Raw genomic sequence first — 18,314 nt, forward strand, 5'->3', positions numbered from 1 at the left:
GCACGGCGGGCTGCCCCTTTTTCGTGTGTCCGGCGGCTGATCGCCCCACGACGCCCCACCGCCGCCCTATAGGCCTCTCACCTGCGCTTTTCTTGCCGGTGGCACTCAACGCCGGGGTGCCGCCGTCCGTACGACGACCGGTGTGGGGTGCAGGGTGGGGACTCACCAGGAAATTTGGCGCGCAAATGGTGGCTAGTGGGGGATTGTGGGGTAAAGTGGCGGACAACGGAGCGACCGGGGCTCTGTTGACTGGCGGGGAGGTTCGAGATGTTTCTCGGTACCTACACGCCGAAGCTCGACGACAAAGGGCGGCTCACACTGCCCGCCAAGTTCCGCGACGCGCTGGCAGGAGGGTTGATGGTCACCAAAAGCCAAGATCACAGCCTTGCCGTCTACCCGCGCGCGGAGTTCGAGAAGCTGGCCCGACGGGCGTCGCAGGCATCGCGTAGCAACCCGGAAGCACGCGCGTTCCTGCGTAACCTCGCCGCCGCCACCGACGAACAGCACCCCGACGCACAAGGCCGAATCACCCTGTCGGCCGATCACCGCCGCTACGCGAACCTGTCGAAGGACTGCGTGGTGATCGGATCGGTCGACTACCTGGAAATCTGGGACTCCACGGCATGGCAGGAGTACCAGCAGACCCACGAAGAGAACTTCTCCGCGGCCACCGATGAAGCTCTGCACGACATCATCTGATTCGGCGGTCGACCGGCATCAAGCCCGTGCATCGCGGCCTCTGCCCGAACCGGCCCTGGCGTACTTCCCCGACGCCAGGTCCGTGCTCTCGGACAGGGACCCCGGTGCAGGGGTTTCTGGTGGAGGTGAGGGAGGCACGGCGATGGCACGGAGCAGCGGCGACCACGGACACATCCCCGTCCTGCTGGACCGCTGCGTCGAACTGCTCACACCGGCACTGACGCGGCGGAGTCCCGACGGTGAGGGTGCGGTTCTCGTCGACGGCACCCTCGGGGCCGGCGGCCATGCCGAGCGCTTCCTGACCGAACTGCCCGGTCTACGGCTGATCGGCTTGGATCGCGACCCCGATGCGTTGTGGATCGCCGGTGAGCGCCTGTCGCGGTTCGGTGACCGGGTGATGCTGGTCCGCACGCGCTATGACGGCATCGGCGGCGTGCTCGGCGACGACGGGTACTGGGCGAGCCAGGCCGACGGCATCCTGTTCGACCTCGGCGTGTCCTCGATGCAGCTCGACCGCACCGACCGCGGCTTCTCCTACGCCGCCGACGCGCCGCTGGACATGCGCATGGACCCCGACGCGGAGCTGACCGCCGCGGACGTGGTCAACACCTACGACCAGAAATCACTGACCCGGGTGCTCCGCGAGTTCGGTGAGGAACGTTTCGCGAGCCGGATCGCGGCCCAGCTCATCCGCAGGCGCGCCCGCCAGCCGTTCCGGACCACCGGGGAGCTGGTCGAGCTGCTTTACCAGGCGATTCCCGCGCCGGCGCGCCGCACCGGCGGTCACCCGGCCAAGCGCACGTTCCAGGCGCTTCGGATTGCGGTCAACGGCGAACTGGACTCGCTGCGCGACGCGTTGCCCGCGGCGCTGAACGCTCTGGCTCCCGGCGGGCGCATCGTCGTGATGGCCTACCAGTCCCTGGAGGACCGCATCGTCAAGGCGGCCTTCGCCTCCGCAACGGCGTCCAGGACGCCGCCCGGCTTACCGGTGGAACTCCCGGGTCACGAGCCGGAGTTCGTCGCACTGACTCGCGGTGCCGAGCGTGCAGCTCCCGAGGAGATCGAACGAAACCCGCGTAGCGCGCCTGTGCGGCTACGAGCACTGGAGAAGGTGGGGGCACCCAGGTGAACGCCAAACAGGCCAAGCAGGCCAAGCAGGCCAAAAAGACCAAGCGCGCGAAGGGGGTGCGCGGCGCCGACGAACGTCGGCGCACCGGCGCTGCGCGGCGCACGGTGGACGCGCAGGCACGGCGCAAGCCGACCCGCGATCAGCGACCGCAGCGGTCGGCGCCCCAGACCAACCCCATTCCGCGTCCGACCGGCGCACCGGGCAGGCCCAAGAGCGCCAGCCAGGCCAAGGCCCGGGCCAAGGCACGAAAGGCCAAGGCGCCCAAGGTTGTTCGCACACCACTACGACAGCGCATCATCGTCAAGCTGGCCTCGGTGGAGCTCAGCCCACGGGCCCTCGTGGCCAGGGTGCCGTTCGTGGTGTTGGTGATCGGCTCGCTGGGGATGGGCCTGGGCACCACGCTGTGGTTGTCCACCGACGCCGCCGAGCGGTCCTATCAGCTGGGCAACGCCCGCGAGACGAATCAGGCTCTGCTGCAACAGAAGGAAGCCCTCGAGCGCGATGTGCTGGAGGCCCAGGCGGCCCCGGCATTGGCCGAAGCCGCGCGCGAGCTGGGGATGATCCCGTCCCGAGACACCGCACACCTCGTGCAGGACCCGGCGGGTAACTGGGTGGTGGTCGGCACACCCAAACCGGCAGAGGGCGTTCCGCCGCCGCCGCTGAACACACCGCTGCCCGACGCGACCCCGCAGCCGCCCCCACCCGGGCCGCGACCGCCTGCACCGCGGGTCGTCGATCCCCGCGAGGTCACCGTGCGGATGCCGACGCGTACGGCGCCCACCCCGGTGCCGCAGTCGCTTCCGGGACAGCCGCCGGTGCCCGGTGCCGCACCGGGGCCCATGGTCCCGCCGGCGGTGCCGATGGCGCCGCCCGATGCGCTGCACATCCCGAACCCGCAGGTGCTGCCCGGCCCCATGCCGGGCGCCGAACAGTTCAGCCCCGCGGTCGTGCCGCCGGCTGTCGTGCCTCCCGCGACCCTGCCTCCGGCGGGTCCCGTCGCATGACCCGCGGCGAGCGTCGGACCCGCAAGGCCGCACCGGCGGCCGGTTCTCAGGAGCGCTCGGCCAGGGCCAGGCGGACTCGCGCTCCGATCACCGAAACCGGGCTGCGCAGCGCGTCTTTCGTGTTCCGGCATCGAGTGGGCAACGCGGCGATCTTCCTCGTGTTGATCGTCGCGGCGGGACAGCTGTTCCACCTCCAGGTGCCCCGCGCCGATGGGTTGCGGGCCGAGGCGGCGAGCCAGCTCAAGGTCACCGACGTCGACAAGGCCGTGCGTGGGGCGATCGTCGACCGCAACAACGACAAGCTCGCCTTCACCATCGAGGCGCGTGCGCTGACCTTCCAGCCGCAAAAGGTCCGCAAGCAGTTGGAGGAGGCCAGGGCGAAAAGCACGGAGGCGCCCGAACCCGACCGCAGGCTTCGCGACATCGCCGCCGAGGTGGCGTTGCGGCTGAACAACAAGCCGGACTCGGCGACCGTTCTCAAGAAGCTCAAGAGCAACGAGACTTTCGTCTATCTCGCGCGGGCGGTCGATCCCGCCATCGCCGAGGCGATCACCAAGAAGTTTCCCGAGGTCGGTTCGGAACGCCAGGACCTGCGTCAGTATCCGGGCGGCTCGCTGGCGGCCAACATCGTCGGCGGCATCGACTGGGATGGACACGGTCTGCTGGGGCTGGAGGATTCGCTCGATGCCGTGCTCGCGGGCACGGACGGGTCGATCACCTATGACCGGGGCTCCGACGGCGTTGTCATCCCGGGCAGTTACCGCAACCGACACGATGCGGTCGACGGTTCCACGGTCATGCTGACCATCGACGACGACATCCAGTTCTATGTCCAGCAGCAGGTGCAGCAGGCCAAGAACCTGTCCGGCGCCAAGAACGTCTCGGCGGTCGTCCTGGACGCGAAAACGGCTGAGGTGCTGGCGATGGCGAACGACAACACGTTCGACCCGAGTCAGGACATCGGCAGGCAGGAGCACCGCCAGCTCGGCAACCCCGCGGTGTCCTCGCCGTATGAACCCGGTTCGGTCAACAAGATCATCACCGCCGCGTCGGTCATCGAGTACGGGCTGTCGAACCCCGACGAGGTGCTGCAGGTACCGGGTTCGATCCACATGGGCGGTGTCACCGTCGGCGACGCCTGGGAGCACGGGACGATGCCGTACACCACGACGGGCATCTTCGGTAAGTCCTCCAACGTCGGCACGCTGATGCTGGCGCAGCGACTCGGCCCGGAGCGCTTCTTCGAGATGGTCCGCAAGTTCGGCCTCGGTCAGCGCACCGGGGTGGGGCTGCCCGGCGAGAGCGCGGGGCTGGTCCCGCCGATCGACCAGTGGTCGGGCAGCACATTCGCCAACCTGCCTATCGGACAGGGCCTTTCGATGACGCTGCTGCAGATGGCCGGCATGTATCAGACCATCGCCAACGACGGTGTGCGCGTCCCGCCGCGCATCGTCAAGACCACCATCGCCCCCGACGGAACCCGCACCGAGGAGCCCCGCCCCGAGGGCATTCGGGTGGTCTCGCCGGAGACCGCCAAGACGGTACGGCACATGTTGCGGGCCACGGTGCAGCGCGACCCCACCGGGGTGCAGCAGGGGACGGGCTCGCAAGCGGCCGTCGAGGGATATCAGATCTCCGGGAAGACCGGCACCGCACAGCAGATCAACCCGGCCTGCGGGTGCTACTACAGCGACGTCTACTGGATCACCTTCGCCGGCATCGCCACCACCGACGACCCGCGCTACGTCGTCGCCATCATGATGGACCACCCGCAGCGCACGGCCGACGGACAGCCCGGCACCACATCGGCGCCGCTGTTCCACAACATCGCCTCCTGGCTGCTGCAGCGCGAGAACGTGCCCCTGTCGCCGGATCCCGACTCGCGGCTGACCCTAGTAGCCGACTGACGGGGGCGGCCCCGATATGTCGCGGGGGCCGCACAGGCGACTCGGTACTGTGACAACGCCATGAACCTGCGACCCAGCCATCCCGCCGGCGCGGCGCTCGGGCCGCTGGCCGGGCAGGTCCAGGCGGTGCCCGCGGGCGGTGCCGTACCGGACGTCCGCGTCACCGGCGTCACGCTGCGCAGCCGGGACGTCGAACCGGGTGACCTGTTCGCGGCGCTGCCGGGGGCCTCGTCGCACGGCGCCCGCTACGCCGCCGAGGCGATCGCCCGCGGTGCGGTGGCGGTCCTCACCGACCCCGACGGGCTCGCGCTTCTGGGTCCGGAAGTGGAGATTCCGGTCGTGGTCCACCCGGCTCCGCGCTCGGTGCTCGGCGCACTGGCCGCCGAGGTGTACGGGCAGCCGTCCGAGCGGCTACGGGTCATCGGGGTCACCGGCACCTCCGGCAAGACCACCACCACCTATCTGGTGGAGGCGGGCCTGCGATCGGCGGAGCGGGTGGCCGGACTCGTCGGCACCGTCGGCATCCGAATCGACGGACGCGATCAGGCCAGCGTCCTCACCACGCCCGAGGCGCCCGATCTGCAGGCGCTGCTCGCGGTGATGGTCGAGCAGGGCGTCGACACGGTCGTGATGGAGGTGTCGAGCCACGCGCTCACCCTCGGCCGCGTCGACGGTGTGCGCTTCGCGGTCGGCGGGTTCACCAACCTGTCCCGCGACCATCTCGACTTCCATCCGACGATGCGGGACTACTTCGAGGCCAAGGCGCGACTGTTCGCTCCCGAATCCCCCAACCGCGCAGAGCTTTCCGTGCTGTGCGTCGACGACGATGCCGGCCGCGAGATGGCCAGGCTGGCCCGCGAACCGGTCACGGTCAGCGCGACGGGCCGCGTCGCCGATTGGCGTGTCGAGGATGTCCGCACGGTCGGACGCAACGCGCAGGAGTTCTTCGCGGTCGATCCGGCGGGGGTGCACCACCATCTGCAGATCGGGCTGCCCGGGCGCTACAACGTGGCCAACTGCCTGCTCGCGATCGCGCTGCTCGACGCGGTCGGTGTGTCACCCGAACAGGCCGTGCCCGGCCTGCGCACCGCGACCGTGCCGGGGCGCATGGAGCCCGTCGAGTGCGGGCAGGATTTCCTCGCGTTGGTCGACTACGCGCACAAGCCGGGCGCCCTGCAGGCCGTGCTGGAGACGTTGCGGGCACAGAGCGACGGCCGGTTGGCGGTCGTGTTCGGGGCGGGCGGAAACCGCGACCCCGGCAAGCGGGGGCCGATGGGCGGTGTCGCCGCCGAACTGGCCGATCTGGTGGTGGTGACCGACGACAATCCGCGCGACGAGGATCCCGCCGAGATCCGCGCGGCGATCGTGGCCGGCGCGGTGGGCCGCGCCGAGATCGTCGAGATCGGCGATCGACGCGCCGCGATCGAGCACGCGGTGGCGTGGGCGCGACCCGGCGATGTCGTGCTCATCGCGGGGAAGGGCCACGAGGCGGGGCAGACCAGCGCCGGGGTCACCCGGCCCTTCGACGACCGCGAGGAGTTGGCGCGCGCCCTCGAGGCACGGGAACGTCTGCCGTGATCGACCTGACCCTGGCCCGGGTCGCCGAGATCGTCGGCGGCCGCCTCGCCGACATCTCCGAAGCCGACGCCGCGACCACCCGGATCACCGGCACCGTCGAGTTCGACTCGCGGGCCGTCTCGGCGGGCGGTTTGTTCCTCGCGCTGCCGGGAGCCCGCTCGGACGGACACGACTTCGCGGCCGCCGCGGTGCAGGCCGGGGCCGCGGCGGTGCTGGCCGCCCGCCCGGTCGGCGTGCCGGCGATCGTCGTCGACCCGACACCGGAGACGTCCGACCGGGCGGCGGGCGTGCTCGAACACGACGTCGACGGTTCGGGGGCAGCCGTGCTCGCGGCGCTGGCGAAGCTGGCCGCGGCGGTCGCCACCGAACTCGTCGCGGCCGGGCTCACGATCATCGGCATCACCGGATCGTCGGGTAAGACCTCGACCAAGGACCTCGTCGCCGCGGTCTTGGCCCCGCTCGGCGAGGTGATCGCACCGCCGGGCTCGTTCAACAACGAACTCGGGCATCCGTGGACGGTGCTGCGCGCGACACGAGCCACCGACTTTCTGGTGTTGGAGATGTCGGCTCGGCATCGCGGCAACATCGCCGCGCTGGCCGCGATCGCCCCGCCCTCGATCGCGGTGGTGCTCAACGTGGGCACCGCGCACCTCGGCGAATTCGGTTCGCGGGAGGCCATCGCCGAGACCAAATCCGAACTGCCACAAGCAGTTCCAGCATCAGGAGCCGTCGTACTCAATGTCGACGACGCCGCGGTGGCGGCGATGGCGGCAAAGACCGCCGCGCGCATCGTGGCGGTGTCACGGGAGCCGGGCGGCCGCGACGTGGATGTGTGGGCCGACGAGATCACCCTCGACGAGCTCGCCAGGCCGCGGTTCACCCTGCACGCCGGCGCCGGGTCCGTCGACGTCGCACTGGCCGTGCACGGGGACCACCAGGTGTCCAACGCCCTGTGCGCGGCGGCTGTGGCGCTGGAGTGCGGCGCCTCCCTCGAGCAGGTGGCCGCCGCGCTGGCGACCGCGGGCCCGGTGTCCAAACACCGCATGCAGGTCGCCACCCGCAGCGACGGCGTCACGGTGATCAACGACGCCTACAACGCCAACCCGGACTCGATGGGCGCCGGCCTCAAGGCGCTGGCGTGGATGGCCCGCGAAGGCGGGGGGCGCCGGCGGAGCTGGGCGGTGCTGGGCGAGATGGCCGAACTCGGCGACGACGCGATATCCGAGCATGACCGCATCGGCCGACTGGCCGTGCGCTTAGATGTGTCACGACTCATCGTCGTCGGAACCGGGAGGACTATGAGCGCCATGCACCACGGCGCGGTGATGGAGGGATCGTGGGGGGCTGAGGCCACCATGGTCGCCGACGCCGACGCGGCGCTGGAACTCCTGCGCGCCGAACTGCAACCGTCCGACGTCGTGCTGGTGAAGGCGTCGAACGCGGCCGGACTCGGCGCGCTGGCCGAAGCTTTGCTCGATCTTCGGCCCGCCGACATCCGGGACCTGAACGCATGAGGCAGATCCTCATCGCCGTCGGCATCGCGCTGACGGTGTCGATCCTGCTCACCCCGGTGCTGATCCGACTGTTCACCCGACAGGGGTTCGGCCACGAGATCCGCGAGGACGGACCGCCCACCCACGCCAAGAAGCGCGGGACCCCCTCGATGGGCGGCGTCGCGATCGTCGCGGGGATCTGGGCCAGCTACCTGGGCACCCACCTCGTCGGCGTCGTGATCGACGGCCGGGGCCCGTCGGCTTCGGGCCTGCTCGTCCTGTTCTTGGCCAGCGCCCTGGCCGTCGTCGGATTCGTCGACGACCTGATCAAGATCCGGCGCTCGCGCAACCTCGGGCTCAACAAGACCGCCAAAACCGTCGGCATCCTGGCCGCCGCCGTGATCTTCGGTGTGCTGGCCCTGCAGTTCCGCAACGCCGACGGGCTCACACCCGGCAGCGCCGAACTGTCCTATGTGCGCGAGATCGCCACGGTCACACTGCCGCCCGCGCTGTTCGTGTTGTTCTGCATCGTGGTGGTCAGCGCGTGGTCGAACGCGGTGAACTTCACCGACGGGCTGGACGGGCTGGCCGCGGGCGCGATGGCGATGGTGTGCGCGGCCTACGTGCTGATCACCTTCTGGCAGTTCCGCAATGCCTGCGCGACGAGTCCGGGCCTGGGCTGTTACAACGTGCGCGACCCTCTCGACCTGGCGATCATCGCCGCTGCCACTGCGGGTGCTTGTATCGGATTCCTGTGGTGGAACGCCGCGCCCGCCAAGATCTTCATGGGCGACACCGGCTCGCTCGCCCTCGGCGGCATCATCGCCGGGCTCTCGGTGGCCAGCCGCACCGAGATGCTGGCCGTGGTGCTCGGCGCCCTGTTCGTCGCCGAGGTGGTCTCGGTCGTCGTGCAGATCCTGGCGTTCCGCACGACCGGCCGCAGGGTGTTCCGGATGGCGCCGTTCCACCATCACTTCGAACTGGTGGGGTGGGCCGAGACCACGGTGATCATCCGGTTCTGGTTGCTCACCGCGATCGCGTGCGGGCTCGGGGTCGCGTTGTTCTACAGCGAGTGGTTGACGACCGTCGGTGCCTGACATGACGCATCTCGAGCCGCTGGTCCCCGGCGCCCGGGTGCTGGTGACCGGCGCGGGCCTGACCGGCCGCTCGGTCAGCGCCGTGCTCGAGCCCACCGGCGTGCGGTTGACGATCTGCGACGACGATCCGTTGGCGCTGCAGCGGTTGATCACCCCCGCCAAGGTCGTCACCACCGCCGAGGCCCGGGCCACGATCGGCGAGTACGCGCTGGTGATCACCAGTCCCGGGTTCGCGCCGACCGCGCCCGTGCTGGCCGCCGCGGCGGAAGCGGGCGTGCCGGTGTGGGGCGACGTGGAGCTGGCCTGGCGGCTGGACCGGGCGGGCTGGTTCGGGCCGTCGCGGCGCTGGCTCGTCGTCACCGGGACCAACGGCAAGACCACGACCACGTCGATGCTGCACGCCATGCTCGTCGCCGCCGGGCGGCACGCGGTGCTGTGCGGCAACATCGGCAACCCCGTGCTCGACGTCCTCGCCGAACCGTCCGACCTGCTCGCGGTGGAGCTGTCCAGCTTCCAGCTGCATTGGTCGCCCTCGCTGCGGCCGGACGCCGGCGTGGTGCTCAACGTCGCCGAGGACCACCTCGACTGGCACGGGTCAATGGCCGCCTACGCCGCCGCCAAGGCCCGCGTGCTCGACGGCCGCGTCGCCGTGGTCGGACTCGACGACCCGGTGGCCGCGGGCCTGCTCGGCACGGCCGCCGCGCCAACCCGCATCGGGTTCCGGCTGGGGGAGCCCGGCCCGGGCGAACTGGGTGTCGTCGACGGCACGCTGGTGGACAACGCGTTCGGCGATCCGCCCGACGGCGGCTGGACGCTGGCCGAGGTTGCGTCGATCCCGGTGGCCGGCCCGGTCGGGGTGCTCGACGCGCTCGCGGCCGCCGCGCTGGCCCGCGCGGTCGACGTGCCACCGGCGGCCATCGCCGACGCGCTCACCGGTTTCCGGGTCGGCAGACACCGCGCGGAGGTGGTGGCCACCATCGACGGCGTCACCTATGTCGACGACTCGAAGGCCACCAACCCGCACGCCGCGGGTGCGTCGATCGCCGCCTACCCGCGGGTGGTGTGGGTGGCCGGCGGTCTGCTCAAGGGCGCCTCGGTCGACGAGCTGGTCACTTCGATGGCGAATCGGCTGGTCGGGGCGGTGTTGATCGGCCGCGACCGGGCCCTGATCGCCGAGGCGTTATCGCGACACGCCCCGGATGTCCCCGTCATCGAGGTTGTGACGGGGGAGGATTTTGGGGTGCAAGGGACAAATGGGTCGGATGTTAGTCCTGTTACTGATGTGATCAGGCTTGGCGGTGCGCCATCCGGTGACGCGATCATGGCCGCGGTGGTCGACGCCGCCCGCGGGCTGGCCCGGTCCGGCGACACCGTGCTGCTGGCCCCCGCCGGCGCCTCCTTCGACCAGTTCAGCGGCTACAGCCACCGCGGCGACGCGTTCGCCGACGCCGTGCGCGCCCTGACCCGATAGTCGCCCATGGCCACCATCCTGACCCGGCTGCGGCTTCGCAGGACGGGCGCCGAAGACAAACCGGCCGAGCCGGTAACCGCCGGGCATCGGACCCGGGTCGGTGCGTGGCTCGGCCGCCCGATGACGTCGTTCCACCTCATCATCGCGGTGGCCGCATTGCTGACCACGCTGGGTCTGACGATGGTGCTGTCGGCATCCGGGGTGTACTCCTACGACCAGGACGGCTCGCCGTGGGTCGTATTCGCCAAGCAGGTGATGTGGACGGTCGTCGGGCTGTTCGCGTTCTACGTCGCGATGCGGATCCCGGTGCAACTGATGCGGCGCATGGCCTTCTCCAGCTTCGCGCTCACCATCGTCCTGCTGATCCTGGTGCTCATCCCGGGCATCGGCACCGTGGCCAACGGTTCGCGCGGGTGGTTCGTGGTCGCCGGGTTCTCGATGCAGCCCTCCGAGCTGGCCAAGATCGCATTCGCCATCTGGGGCGCGCACCTGCTGGCCGCGCGCCGCATGGAGCAGGCGTCGCTGCGCGAGATGCTGATCCCGCTGGTACCTGCCGCCTTCGTCGCGCTGGCGCTCATCGTCGCCCAGCCCGACCTCGGGCAGACGGTGTCGCTGGGCATCATCCTGTTGGGCCTGCTCTGGTACGCCGGCCTGCCGCTGCGGGTGTTCGTGTCCTCGCTGCTCATGGTCGTGGTGTCGGCCGTCGTGCTGGCCATGGCCGAGGGGTACCGCTCGGCGAGGGTGCAGTCCTGGCTGAACCCCGGCGCCGACACGCAGGGGTCGGGCTATCAGGCCCGCCAGGCACGGTTCGCGCTGGCCAACGGCGGTGTGTTCGGCGACGGCCTCGGCCAGGGCGCGGCCAAGTGGAACTACCTGCCCAACGCGCACAACGACTTCATCTTCGCGATCATCGGCGAGGAACTCGGATTCATCGGCGCCGGCGGCCTGCTGTGCCTGTTCGGCCTGTTCGCCTACACCGGGATGCGCATCGCGCGGCGCTCCGCGGACCCGTTCCTGCGCCTGCTCACCGCCACCGCGACGCTGTGGATCATGGGCCAGGTGTTCATCAACGTCGGCTATGTGGTGGGCCTGCTACCCGTGACCGGGTTGCAGCTGCCCCTCATCTCCGCAGGTGGAACCTCAACGGCGACAACGCTTCTGATGATCGGCATCATGGCGAGCGCGGCACGGCACGAACCGGAGGCGGTGGCGGCGTTGCGGGCCGGGCGCGACGACCGGGTCAACAGGCTGCTCCGGCTTCCGCTGCCCGCGCCCTACGTGCCGTCGCGGACCGAGGCGGTGCGCGACCGGCTCAATAAGCGCAGCCCGAAACGATCAGGCAAACCGCTGGCGCCAAAGCGCACCCGGGCGCCCAAGCCCGCGGCCAAACAGCCGCCCAAGCCCGCCCGTAAACGTCAGACGGCCGGTAAGTCGGCCCGGGCGGCAAGGCATCATGGAGGCGGCCGCGCGGACACCAGCCGGCGGCGCGCACTGGAAGGTCAGCGTTACGGGTGAACGACACGGGTCCCGTCCCTCGGCGGCCGGGGGACGACCGGGGAGTCTCCGTTGTCCTCGCGGGCGGTGGTACCGCGGGACACGTCGAACCGGCGATGGCGGTGGCCGACGCCCTGACCGAATTGGTGCCGGACGTGCGGATCACCGCTCTGGGTACCGAGCGCGGCCTGGAAACCAGGCTGGTCCCCGAACGCGGCTATCACCTCGAGCTGATCACGCCGGTGCCGCTGCCACGCAAACCCTCCGGCGACCTCCTGCGCCTACCCCTTCGGGTGCGGCGGGCGGTACGGCAGACGCGGGCGCTGCTCGACGAGGTCGAGGCCGACGTGGTGATCGGCTTCGGCGGCTACGTCGCGTTGCCCGCCTATCTGGCCGCGCGCAGTGTGCGCCGAAGCAGGCGCGTGCCGGTGGTGGTGCACGAGGCGAACGCCAGCGCGGGCTGGGCCAACCGGGTCGGTGCGCGTTCGGCGCGGCGGGTGCTCTCGGCCGTTCCCGACCCCGGGCTGGGCCGGACCACCGAGGTGGTCGGGGTGCCGGTGCGCGCGGCGATCACCTCCCTGGACCGCGCGGCGTTGCGGGCCGAGGCCCGCGCACATTTCGGGTTCACCCCCGACGCCCGGGTGTTGTTGGTGTTCGGGGGGTCCCAAGGCGCGCAGTCGCTGAACCGCGCGGTGTCGGGCGCAGCCAAAGACCTTGCCGCGGCTGGCATTTCGGTGCTGCACGCGCACGGCCCCAAAAACACCCTCGAGTTGCGCGAACCCGCCGACGGTGACCCGCCGTATGTTGCTGTGCCGTATCTGAACCGGATGGATCTCGCATACGCCGCGGCCGACGTGGCGATGTGCCGGTCGGGTGCGATGACGGTCGCCGAGCTGACCGCGGTCGGGTTGCCTGCGGTGTACGTTCCGCTGCCGATCGGCAATGGCGAACAACGGCTCAACGCGCTTCCCGTGGTCGACGCGGGTGGCGGGCTGATCGTCGACGACGCCGACCTGTCGCCGAGTTTCGTCGCCGAGACCGTCGTCGATCTGCTCACCGACACCGGCCGGTTGCAGACGATGACGGCAGGCGCGGCGCTGGCCGGTCACCGCGACGCGGCCAGGCGGGTCGCCGAGATCGCCATCGAGGTGGCCCGAGCCGAGCCCCGAAAGGGTATGCGGTGAAACCGAAGTCGTTGCCCGAGGAGCTGCAGCGGGTGCACATGGTGGGCATCGGCGGTGCCGGCATGTCGGGCATCGCGCGCATCCTGCTCGACCGCGGCGGGCTGGTGTCGGGCTCCGACGCCAAGGAGTCGCGGGCGGTGGCCGCATTGCGGGCCCGCGGCGCCTCGATCCGGATCGGGCACGACGCCTCCTCGCTGGATCTGTTGCCCGACGGGCCGACCGCCGTCGTCACCACCCACGCCGCAATTCCCAAGACCAATCCCGAACTGGTCGAGGCCCGTCGCCGCGGTATCCCCGTGATACTGCGGCCGGTGGTGCTGGCCAAGCTGATGGCTGAGGACACCACCTTGATGGTGACTGGCACCGCGGGCAAGACGACGACCACCTCGATGCTCATCGTGGCGTTGCAGCACAGCGGCTTCGATCCGTCCTTCGCCGTTGGCGGTGACCTCGGCGAGGCCGGCACGAATGCGCACCACGGCAGCGGCGCGTACTTCGTGGCCGAGGCCGACGAGAGCGACGGATCGTTGGTGCAGTACGAGCCCGACATCGCGATCGTGACCAACGTCGAAGTCGACCACCTCGACTTCTTCGGCAGCGAACAGGCCTACGTCGACGTGTTCGACGCGTTCATGGAGCGCATCAAACCCGGTGGCGCACTGGTGGCCTGCCTCGACGACCCCGGCGCCGCCGCGCTGGCCGAGCGCACCGCGCGGCTGGGCATCCGGGTGCTGCGCTACGGCAGCGACCCGGCCCAAATGCTGGACGCCACCCTGCTCAGCTGGGAGCAGCAGGGCACCTCTGCCGTCGCCCACATCCAACTGGCCGGCGAGGCCCACCCGCGGGTGATGCGGCTGTCGGTGCCCGGACGCCACATGGCCCTCAACGCGCTTGGGGCGCTGCTGGCCGCGTTGCAGGTCGACGCGCCCATCGACGCGGTGCTCGACGCGCTGGCCGACTTCGAGGGCGTGCGCCGCCGGTTCGAGTTGGTCGGCACCGCCGCGGGGGTGAAGGTGTTCGACGACTACGCCCACCATCCGACCAAGGTCGCCGCCGCGCTGACCGCGGTGTGCGCGCTGGCCAAGGAGTCACTGGGCCGCTCGATCGTCGTGTTCCAACCGCATTTGTACTCGCGCACAGAGGCTTTCGCACGCGAGTTCGGCGCAGCGTTGAGTGCGGCCGACGAGGTGTTCGTGCTCGACGTCTATGCCGCTCGTGAGCAGCCCATCGTCGGCGTGAGCGGCGCCACCGTCGCCGAGCACGTCACCGTGCCGGTCACCTATGTGCCCGATTTCGCCGCCGTCGCCGAGAGGGTGGCCGCGGCCGCCGCACCCGGCGACGTCGTCGTCACGATGGGGGCCGGTGACGTCACGATGCTCGGCCCGGAGATCCTGACCGCGCTGCGCGTCAAGGCCAACCGGAGCACGCCGGGGTCGCGATGACCGGGCCGATCGACCGTGACCCGCAGTCCCCGGAGTTCCCGGAGCCCTCGGCGGAGCCCGAGCCGCAGGAGGAGGCGCCGCAGCCGCAGGAGACGCCCCAAGACACAGAAACACCCGTTGAGACAACGGATTTCGAGGGCCCGCGCCGGCGGGCGCGCCGCGAGCGTGAGGAGCGCCGCGCGGCGCAGGCCCGCGCCATGGCGATCGAGGAGGCCCGCAGGGAGGCCAAACGGCGTGCGCTGGGCAAGCCCGCCTCCGACACCCGCAAACTGCGCCGGGGAACGGTCCGCGGACTGAAGGTGCTGATGTGGTCGGCGCTGATCAGCGTCATCGTCGTCGGGCTGGGGCTGCTGTTGTACTTCACGCCGGTGATGGCGGTGCGCAACACGGTGGTCACCGGTGTGGGCGCGGTGACGCAGGAGGAGATCGTCGCGGCGGCGGCCGTCGCACCGGGGACGCCGCTGCTGCAGGTGAACACCGACAGCGTCGCCGAACGGGTGGCCGCGATCCGGCGGATCGCCAGTGCGCGTGTTCAGCGCCAGTACCCGTCCACCTTGCGGATCACCGTCGTCGAGCGGGTACCGGTGGTGGTCAAGGACTATCCGGACGGACCACACCTGTTCGACCGCGACGGCGTCGACTTCGCGATCGGCCCACCGCCGCCCGGGGTGCCCTATCTCGACACCGAGAATCCCGGTCCCAACGACGGACCGACCAAGGCGGCCCTGCAGGTGATGACGTCGCTGCGTCCGGAGGTCGCCGCGCAGGTCGCCCGCGTCGCGGCGCCCTCGGTCGCGGCCATCACCCTGCAGCTCATCGACGGCAGGGAGGTGGTATGGGGGACCACCGACCGAACCGAGGAGAAGGCGCTCAAACTCGGGGCGTTGCTCACCCAGCCGGGCAAGACCTATGACGTGTCGAGTCCGGACCTGCCCACCGTGAAGTGAGTTGGCGCGCGTCCAGCCGCGAAGTTGCACGAAAAATTTGTCGCGCGTGTCGGCGCGCCTGCATCGCTGGGTCGCGACCTCGCCCTACCGTTCTGGTTGCGCGGAACAACTTGACATAACTATAACCCTCTGGTTGAGGTTTAGGGTTTGCCAAAGACTCGGCGTGTCGTCGGACAACTTGGGAGGAAGGGATCGCGATGACCCCCCCACACAACTACCTCGCCGTCATCAAGGTGGTCGGCATCGGGGGCGGCGGAGTCAATGCCGTCAACCGGATGATCGAACAGGGCCTCAAGGGCGTGGAGTTCATCGCCATCAACACCGACGCGCAGGCGTTGTTGATGAGCGACGCCGACGTCAAGCTCGACGTCGGTCGCGACTCCACGCGCGGCCTCGGCGCGGGCGCCGATCCCGAGGTGGGGCGCAAGGCCGCCGAGGACGCCAAGGACGACATCGAGGAACTGCTGCGCGGCGCCGACATGGTGTTCGTCACGGCGGGCGAGGGCGGCGGCACCGGCACGGGCGGCGCGCCCGTCGTGGCGTCGATCGCGCGCAAGCTGGGCGCACTGACCGTCGGCGTGGTGACGCGGCCCTTCTCGTTCGAGGGCAAGCGGCGCAGCAACCAGGCCGAGAACGGTATCCAGGCGCTGCGGGAGAGCTGCGACACGCTCATCGTGATTCCCAACGACCGCCTGCTGCAGATGGGCGATGCCGCGGTTTCGCTGATGGACGCGTTCCGCAGCGCCGACGAGGTGCTGCTCAACGGCGTACAGGGCATCACCGACCTGATCACCACGCCCGGCCTGATCAATGTCGACTTCGCCGACGTCAAGGGCGTGATGAGCGGGGCAGGCACCGCGCTGATGGGCATCGGCTCGGCGCGGGGTGACGGCCGTGCGCTCAAAGCCGCCGAGATCGCGATCAACTCGCCGCTGCTGGAGGCCTCGATGGAGGGGGCCCAGGGTGTGCTGCTCTCGGTCGCGGGCGGCAGCGATCTGGGCCTGTTCGAGATCAACGAAGCCGCGTCGCTGGTGCAGGACGCCGCTCACCCCGACGCCAACATCATCTTCGGCACGGTCATCGATGACTCGCTCGGCGACGAGGTACGGGTCACCGTGATCGCCGCGGGCTTCGACTCGGCCGGCCCCGGACGCAAACCCGTGGTCAGCCCGGCCGAAGGGCAGGGCATCACCCCGGGTAAGGCCGGCAAGGTGAGCACATCGCTGTTCGAGCCCGCGGACCCGGCGAGCGTGCCGGTGCACACCAACGGCGCGACGGTCAGTATCGGCGGGGACGATGACGACGACGTCGACGTGCCGCCGTTCATGCGCCACTGATCCGGCAATACTGGCGACCGTGACGGTTCGCATACGGCGCGTGACCACGACACGGGCCGGCGGCGTCTCCGCGCCGCCGTTCGACACCTTCAACCTCGGCGACCACGTCGGCGATGATCCGCAGGCCGTGGCCGCCAACCGTAAACGGCTCGGCGACGCCATCGGATTGGGCGACGACGCGATCGTGTGGATGAATCAGGTGCACGGCGATCACGTCGTCGTGGTCGACGGCGCCACGGTTCACGCCGTCGATGAAACTGACGCATTGGTCACCGCCACACCGCGATTGGCTTTGGCGGTGGTTACCGCCGATTGCGTTCCCGTTTTATTGGGTGACGCGCGCGCCGGTGTGGTGGCCGCCGTGCACGCCGGGCGCGTCGGTGCGCAGAAGGGCGTCGTGTCGCGCACCGTGGAGGTGATGCTGTCGCTGGGCGCGCACGCCGAGGACATCTCGGCGCTGCTCGGGCCCGCGGCCAGCGGGCGCAACTACGAGGTCCCGGCCGCGATGGCCGCCGAGGTCGAGACCGCGTTGCCGGGCAGCCGCACGACGAGTTCGAAGAACACGCCCGCGCTGGACCTGCGAGCCGGAATCCACCGGCAGTTAACGAATTTGGGCGTCAAGGCCATCGACGTCGACCCTCGCTGCACGATCGAGGACCCCAACCTGTTCAGCCATCGGCGCGACGCCCCTACCGGGCGGCTCGCCTCACTGGTGTGGATGGAGTGAGCGACACCGTGCCGTCATCCCGCGAAGTCGAGCTGAGCGAAGCGCTGGTGGCCGTGCGCACCAGGCTCGCCGCCGCCGCCGAGGCCGCGGGACGCAATATCGGCGAAATTGAATTGTTACCGGTAACCAAATTCTTTCCCGCCGGCGATGTCGTAATTCTTCGCCGTTTGGGTTGTGAGGCTTTCGGCGAATCACGGGAACAGGAAGCGTCGAATAAGGTCTCAGAAATCGCTTCGATTCCGGATATCGGACCCATTCGCTGGCACATGGTCGGACGGATACAGCGCAATAAAGCGCGATCCATTGCCGGCTGGGCGTATGCGGCGCACTCGGTCGACACCCGCAAGTTGGTCGACGCCCTGAGCCGCGCGGCGTCCACCGCGCTCGACGAGGGTCGACGCGCCGAACCGCTGCGCGTCTTCATCCAGGTGAGCCTCGACGGGGACGAAAAGCGCGGCGGTGTCGACATCAACAGGCCCGACGCGGTCGATGAGTTGTGCGCCGCGGCGCACGCCGCATCCGGGTTGGCGTTCGCCGGTCTGATGGCGATCCCTCCGCTCGACGAGGACGCGGACGCGGCGTTCGCGCGGGTGAACACCGAGTACAGGCGGGTCCAGGCCGCCTACCCGCAGCGCCTCGAGCTGTCGGCCGGGATGTCGAACGATCTCGAAGCGGCGGTCAAACACGGCTCCACATGTGTGCGTGTCGGTACCGCGTTATTGGGACAACGTCCTTTACCGTCACCAGAAGTAGTCACTCCAGTCACATCTTCATCACAGACACCAGAGTCCAGGGCATGAGAAGG

At 70.0% G+C, this 18,314-nt stretch carries 15 protein-coding genes; all 15 read left to right on the forward strand.

The genetic code is table 11. The annotated features are described in order from the left end of the window. Nucleotides 1-267 precede the first annotated feature (267 nt). The 15 genes from mraZ to RMCN_RS11400 all read left to right on the forward strand — a co-directional run bounded on the left by mraZ (nucleotide 268) and on the right by RMCN_RS11400 (nucleotide 18,309). Complete coding sequence (mraZ, locus tag RMCN_RS11330) at nucleotides 268-699, forward strand: division/cell wall cluster transcriptional repressor MraZ (RefSeq protein ID WP_059098924.1); 432 nt, start codon at nucleotides 268-270, stop codon at nucleotides 697-699. Then, nucleotides 674-1,828, forward strand: a complete 1,155-nt coding sequence (rsmH, locus tag RMCN_RS11335; RefSeq protein WP_201028826.1) for a 16S rRNA (cytosine(1402)-N(4))-methyltransferase RsmH — start codon at nucleotides 674-676, stop codon at nucleotides 1,826-1,828. Before mraZ ends, rsmH begins: the two co-directional genes overlap by 26 nt. Then, nucleotides 1,825-2,832, forward strand: coding sequence for a cell division protein FtsL (locus RMCN_RS11340; RefSeq protein WP_067389159.1), 1,008 nt, complete (start codon nucleotides 1,825-1,827; stop codon nucleotides 2,830-2,832). Before rsmH ends, RMCN_RS11340 begins: the two co-directional genes overlap by 4 nt. Beyond that, on the forward strand, nucleotides 2,829-4,739 hold the full coding sequence (locus RMCN_RS11345; RefSeq protein WP_067389161.1) for a peptidoglycan D,D-transpeptidase FtsI family protein: 1,911 nt from the start codon (nucleotides 2,829-2,831) through the stop codon (nucleotides 4,737-4,739). Before RMCN_RS11340 ends, RMCN_RS11345 begins: the two co-directional genes overlap by 4 nt. Nucleotides 4,740-4,799: 60 nt before the next feature. Further along, on the forward strand, nucleotides 4,800-6,317 hold the full coding sequence (locus tag RMCN_RS11350; RefSeq protein WP_067389163.1) for a UDP-N-acetylmuramoyl-L-alanyl-D-glutamate--2,6-diaminopimelate ligase: 1,518 nt from the start codon (nucleotides 4,800-4,802) through the stop codon (nucleotides 6,315-6,317). After that, nucleotides 6,314-7,831 (forward strand): UDP-N-acetylmuramoyl-tripeptide--D-alanyl-D-alanine ligase, encoded by a 1,518-nt coding sequence (locus RMCN_RS11355; protein ID WP_067389165.1) that lies wholly within the window; start codon nucleotides 6,314-6,316, stop codon nucleotides 7,829-7,831. The genes RMCN_RS11350 and RMCN_RS11355 overlap by 4 nt, the downstream gene beginning before the upstream one ends. Then, entirely contained in the window at nucleotides 7,828-8,907 is a 1,080-nt protein-coding gene (gene mraY / locus RMCN_RS11360) for a phospho-N-acetylmuramoyl-pentapeptide-transferase (RefSeq protein WP_064416367.1), read from the forward strand. The genes RMCN_RS11355 and mraY overlap by 4 nt, the downstream gene beginning before the upstream one ends. Then, entirely contained in the window at nucleotides 8,900-10,378 is a 1,479-nt protein-coding gene (murD, locus tag RMCN_RS11365; RefSeq protein ID WP_201028827.1) for a UDP-N-acetylmuramoyl-L-alanine--D-glutamate ligase, read from the forward strand. The genes mraY and murD overlap by 8 nt, the downstream gene beginning before the upstream one ends. 6 nt (nucleotides 10,379-10,384) lie before the next feature. Beyond that, nucleotides 10,385-11,893 (forward strand): putative lipid II flippase FtsW, encoded by a 1,509-nt coding sequence (gene ftsW, locus RMCN_RS11370; protein ID WP_067389168.1) that lies wholly within the window; start codon nucleotides 10,385-10,387, stop codon nucleotides 11,891-11,893. Further along, nucleotides 11,890-13,056 (forward strand): undecaprenyldiphospho-muramoylpentapeptide beta-N-acetylglucosaminyltransferase, encoded by a 1,167-nt coding sequence (murG, locus tag RMCN_RS11375; RefSeq protein WP_064416364.1) that lies wholly within the window; start codon nucleotides 11,890-11,892, stop codon nucleotides 13,054-13,056. Before ftsW ends, murG begins: the two co-directional genes overlap by 4 nt. Nucleotides 13,057-13,094: 38 nt before the next feature. Continuing rightward, the gene (gene murC / locus RMCN_RS11380; protein WP_067389497.1) at nucleotides 13,095-14,498 is read left to right on the forward strand and encodes a UDP-N-acetylmuramate--L-alanine ligase; all 1,404 of its coding nucleotides are present in this window, start codon (nucleotides 13,095-13,097) and stop codon (nucleotides 14,496-14,498) included. Continuing rightward, a complete protein-coding gene (locus tag RMCN_RS11385) occupies nucleotides 14,495-15,445 on the forward strand; it encodes a cell division protein FtsQ/DivIB (RefSeq protein WP_067389170.1) in 951 nt (316 codons plus the stop codon). The genes murC and RMCN_RS11385 overlap by 4 nt, the downstream gene beginning before the upstream one ends. A 197-nt stretch (nucleotides 15,446-15,642) precedes the next feature. Then, the gene (gene ftsZ / locus RMCN_RS11390) at nucleotides 15,643-16,782 is read left to right on the forward strand and encodes a cell division protein FtsZ (RefSeq protein WP_064349978.1); all 1,140 of its coding nucleotides are present in this window, start codon (nucleotides 15,643-15,645) and stop codon (nucleotides 16,780-16,782) included. Between the two features lie 19 nt (nucleotides 16,783-16,801). Then, a complete protein-coding gene (gene pgeF / locus RMCN_RS11395) occupies nucleotides 16,802-17,509 on the forward strand; it encodes a peptidoglycan editing factor PgeF (protein WP_064416362.1) in 708 nt (235 codons plus the stop codon). Further along, the gene (locus RMCN_RS11400; protein WP_409366050.1) at nucleotides 17,506-18,309 is read left to right on the forward strand and encodes a YggS family pyridoxal phosphate-dependent enzyme; all 804 of its coding nucleotides are present in this window, start codon (nucleotides 17,506-17,508) and stop codon (nucleotides 18,307-18,309) included. Before pgeF ends, RMCN_RS11400 begins: the two co-directional genes overlap by 4 nt. The last annotated feature ends 5 nt before the right edge of the window (nucleotides 18,310-18,314 follow it).

The organism is Mycolicibacterium novocastrense, assembly GCF_001570485.1.
GTDB classification, from domain to species: Bacteria; Actinomycetota; Actinomycetes; order Mycobacteriales; family Mycobacteriaceae; genus Mycobacterium; species Mycobacterium novocastrense.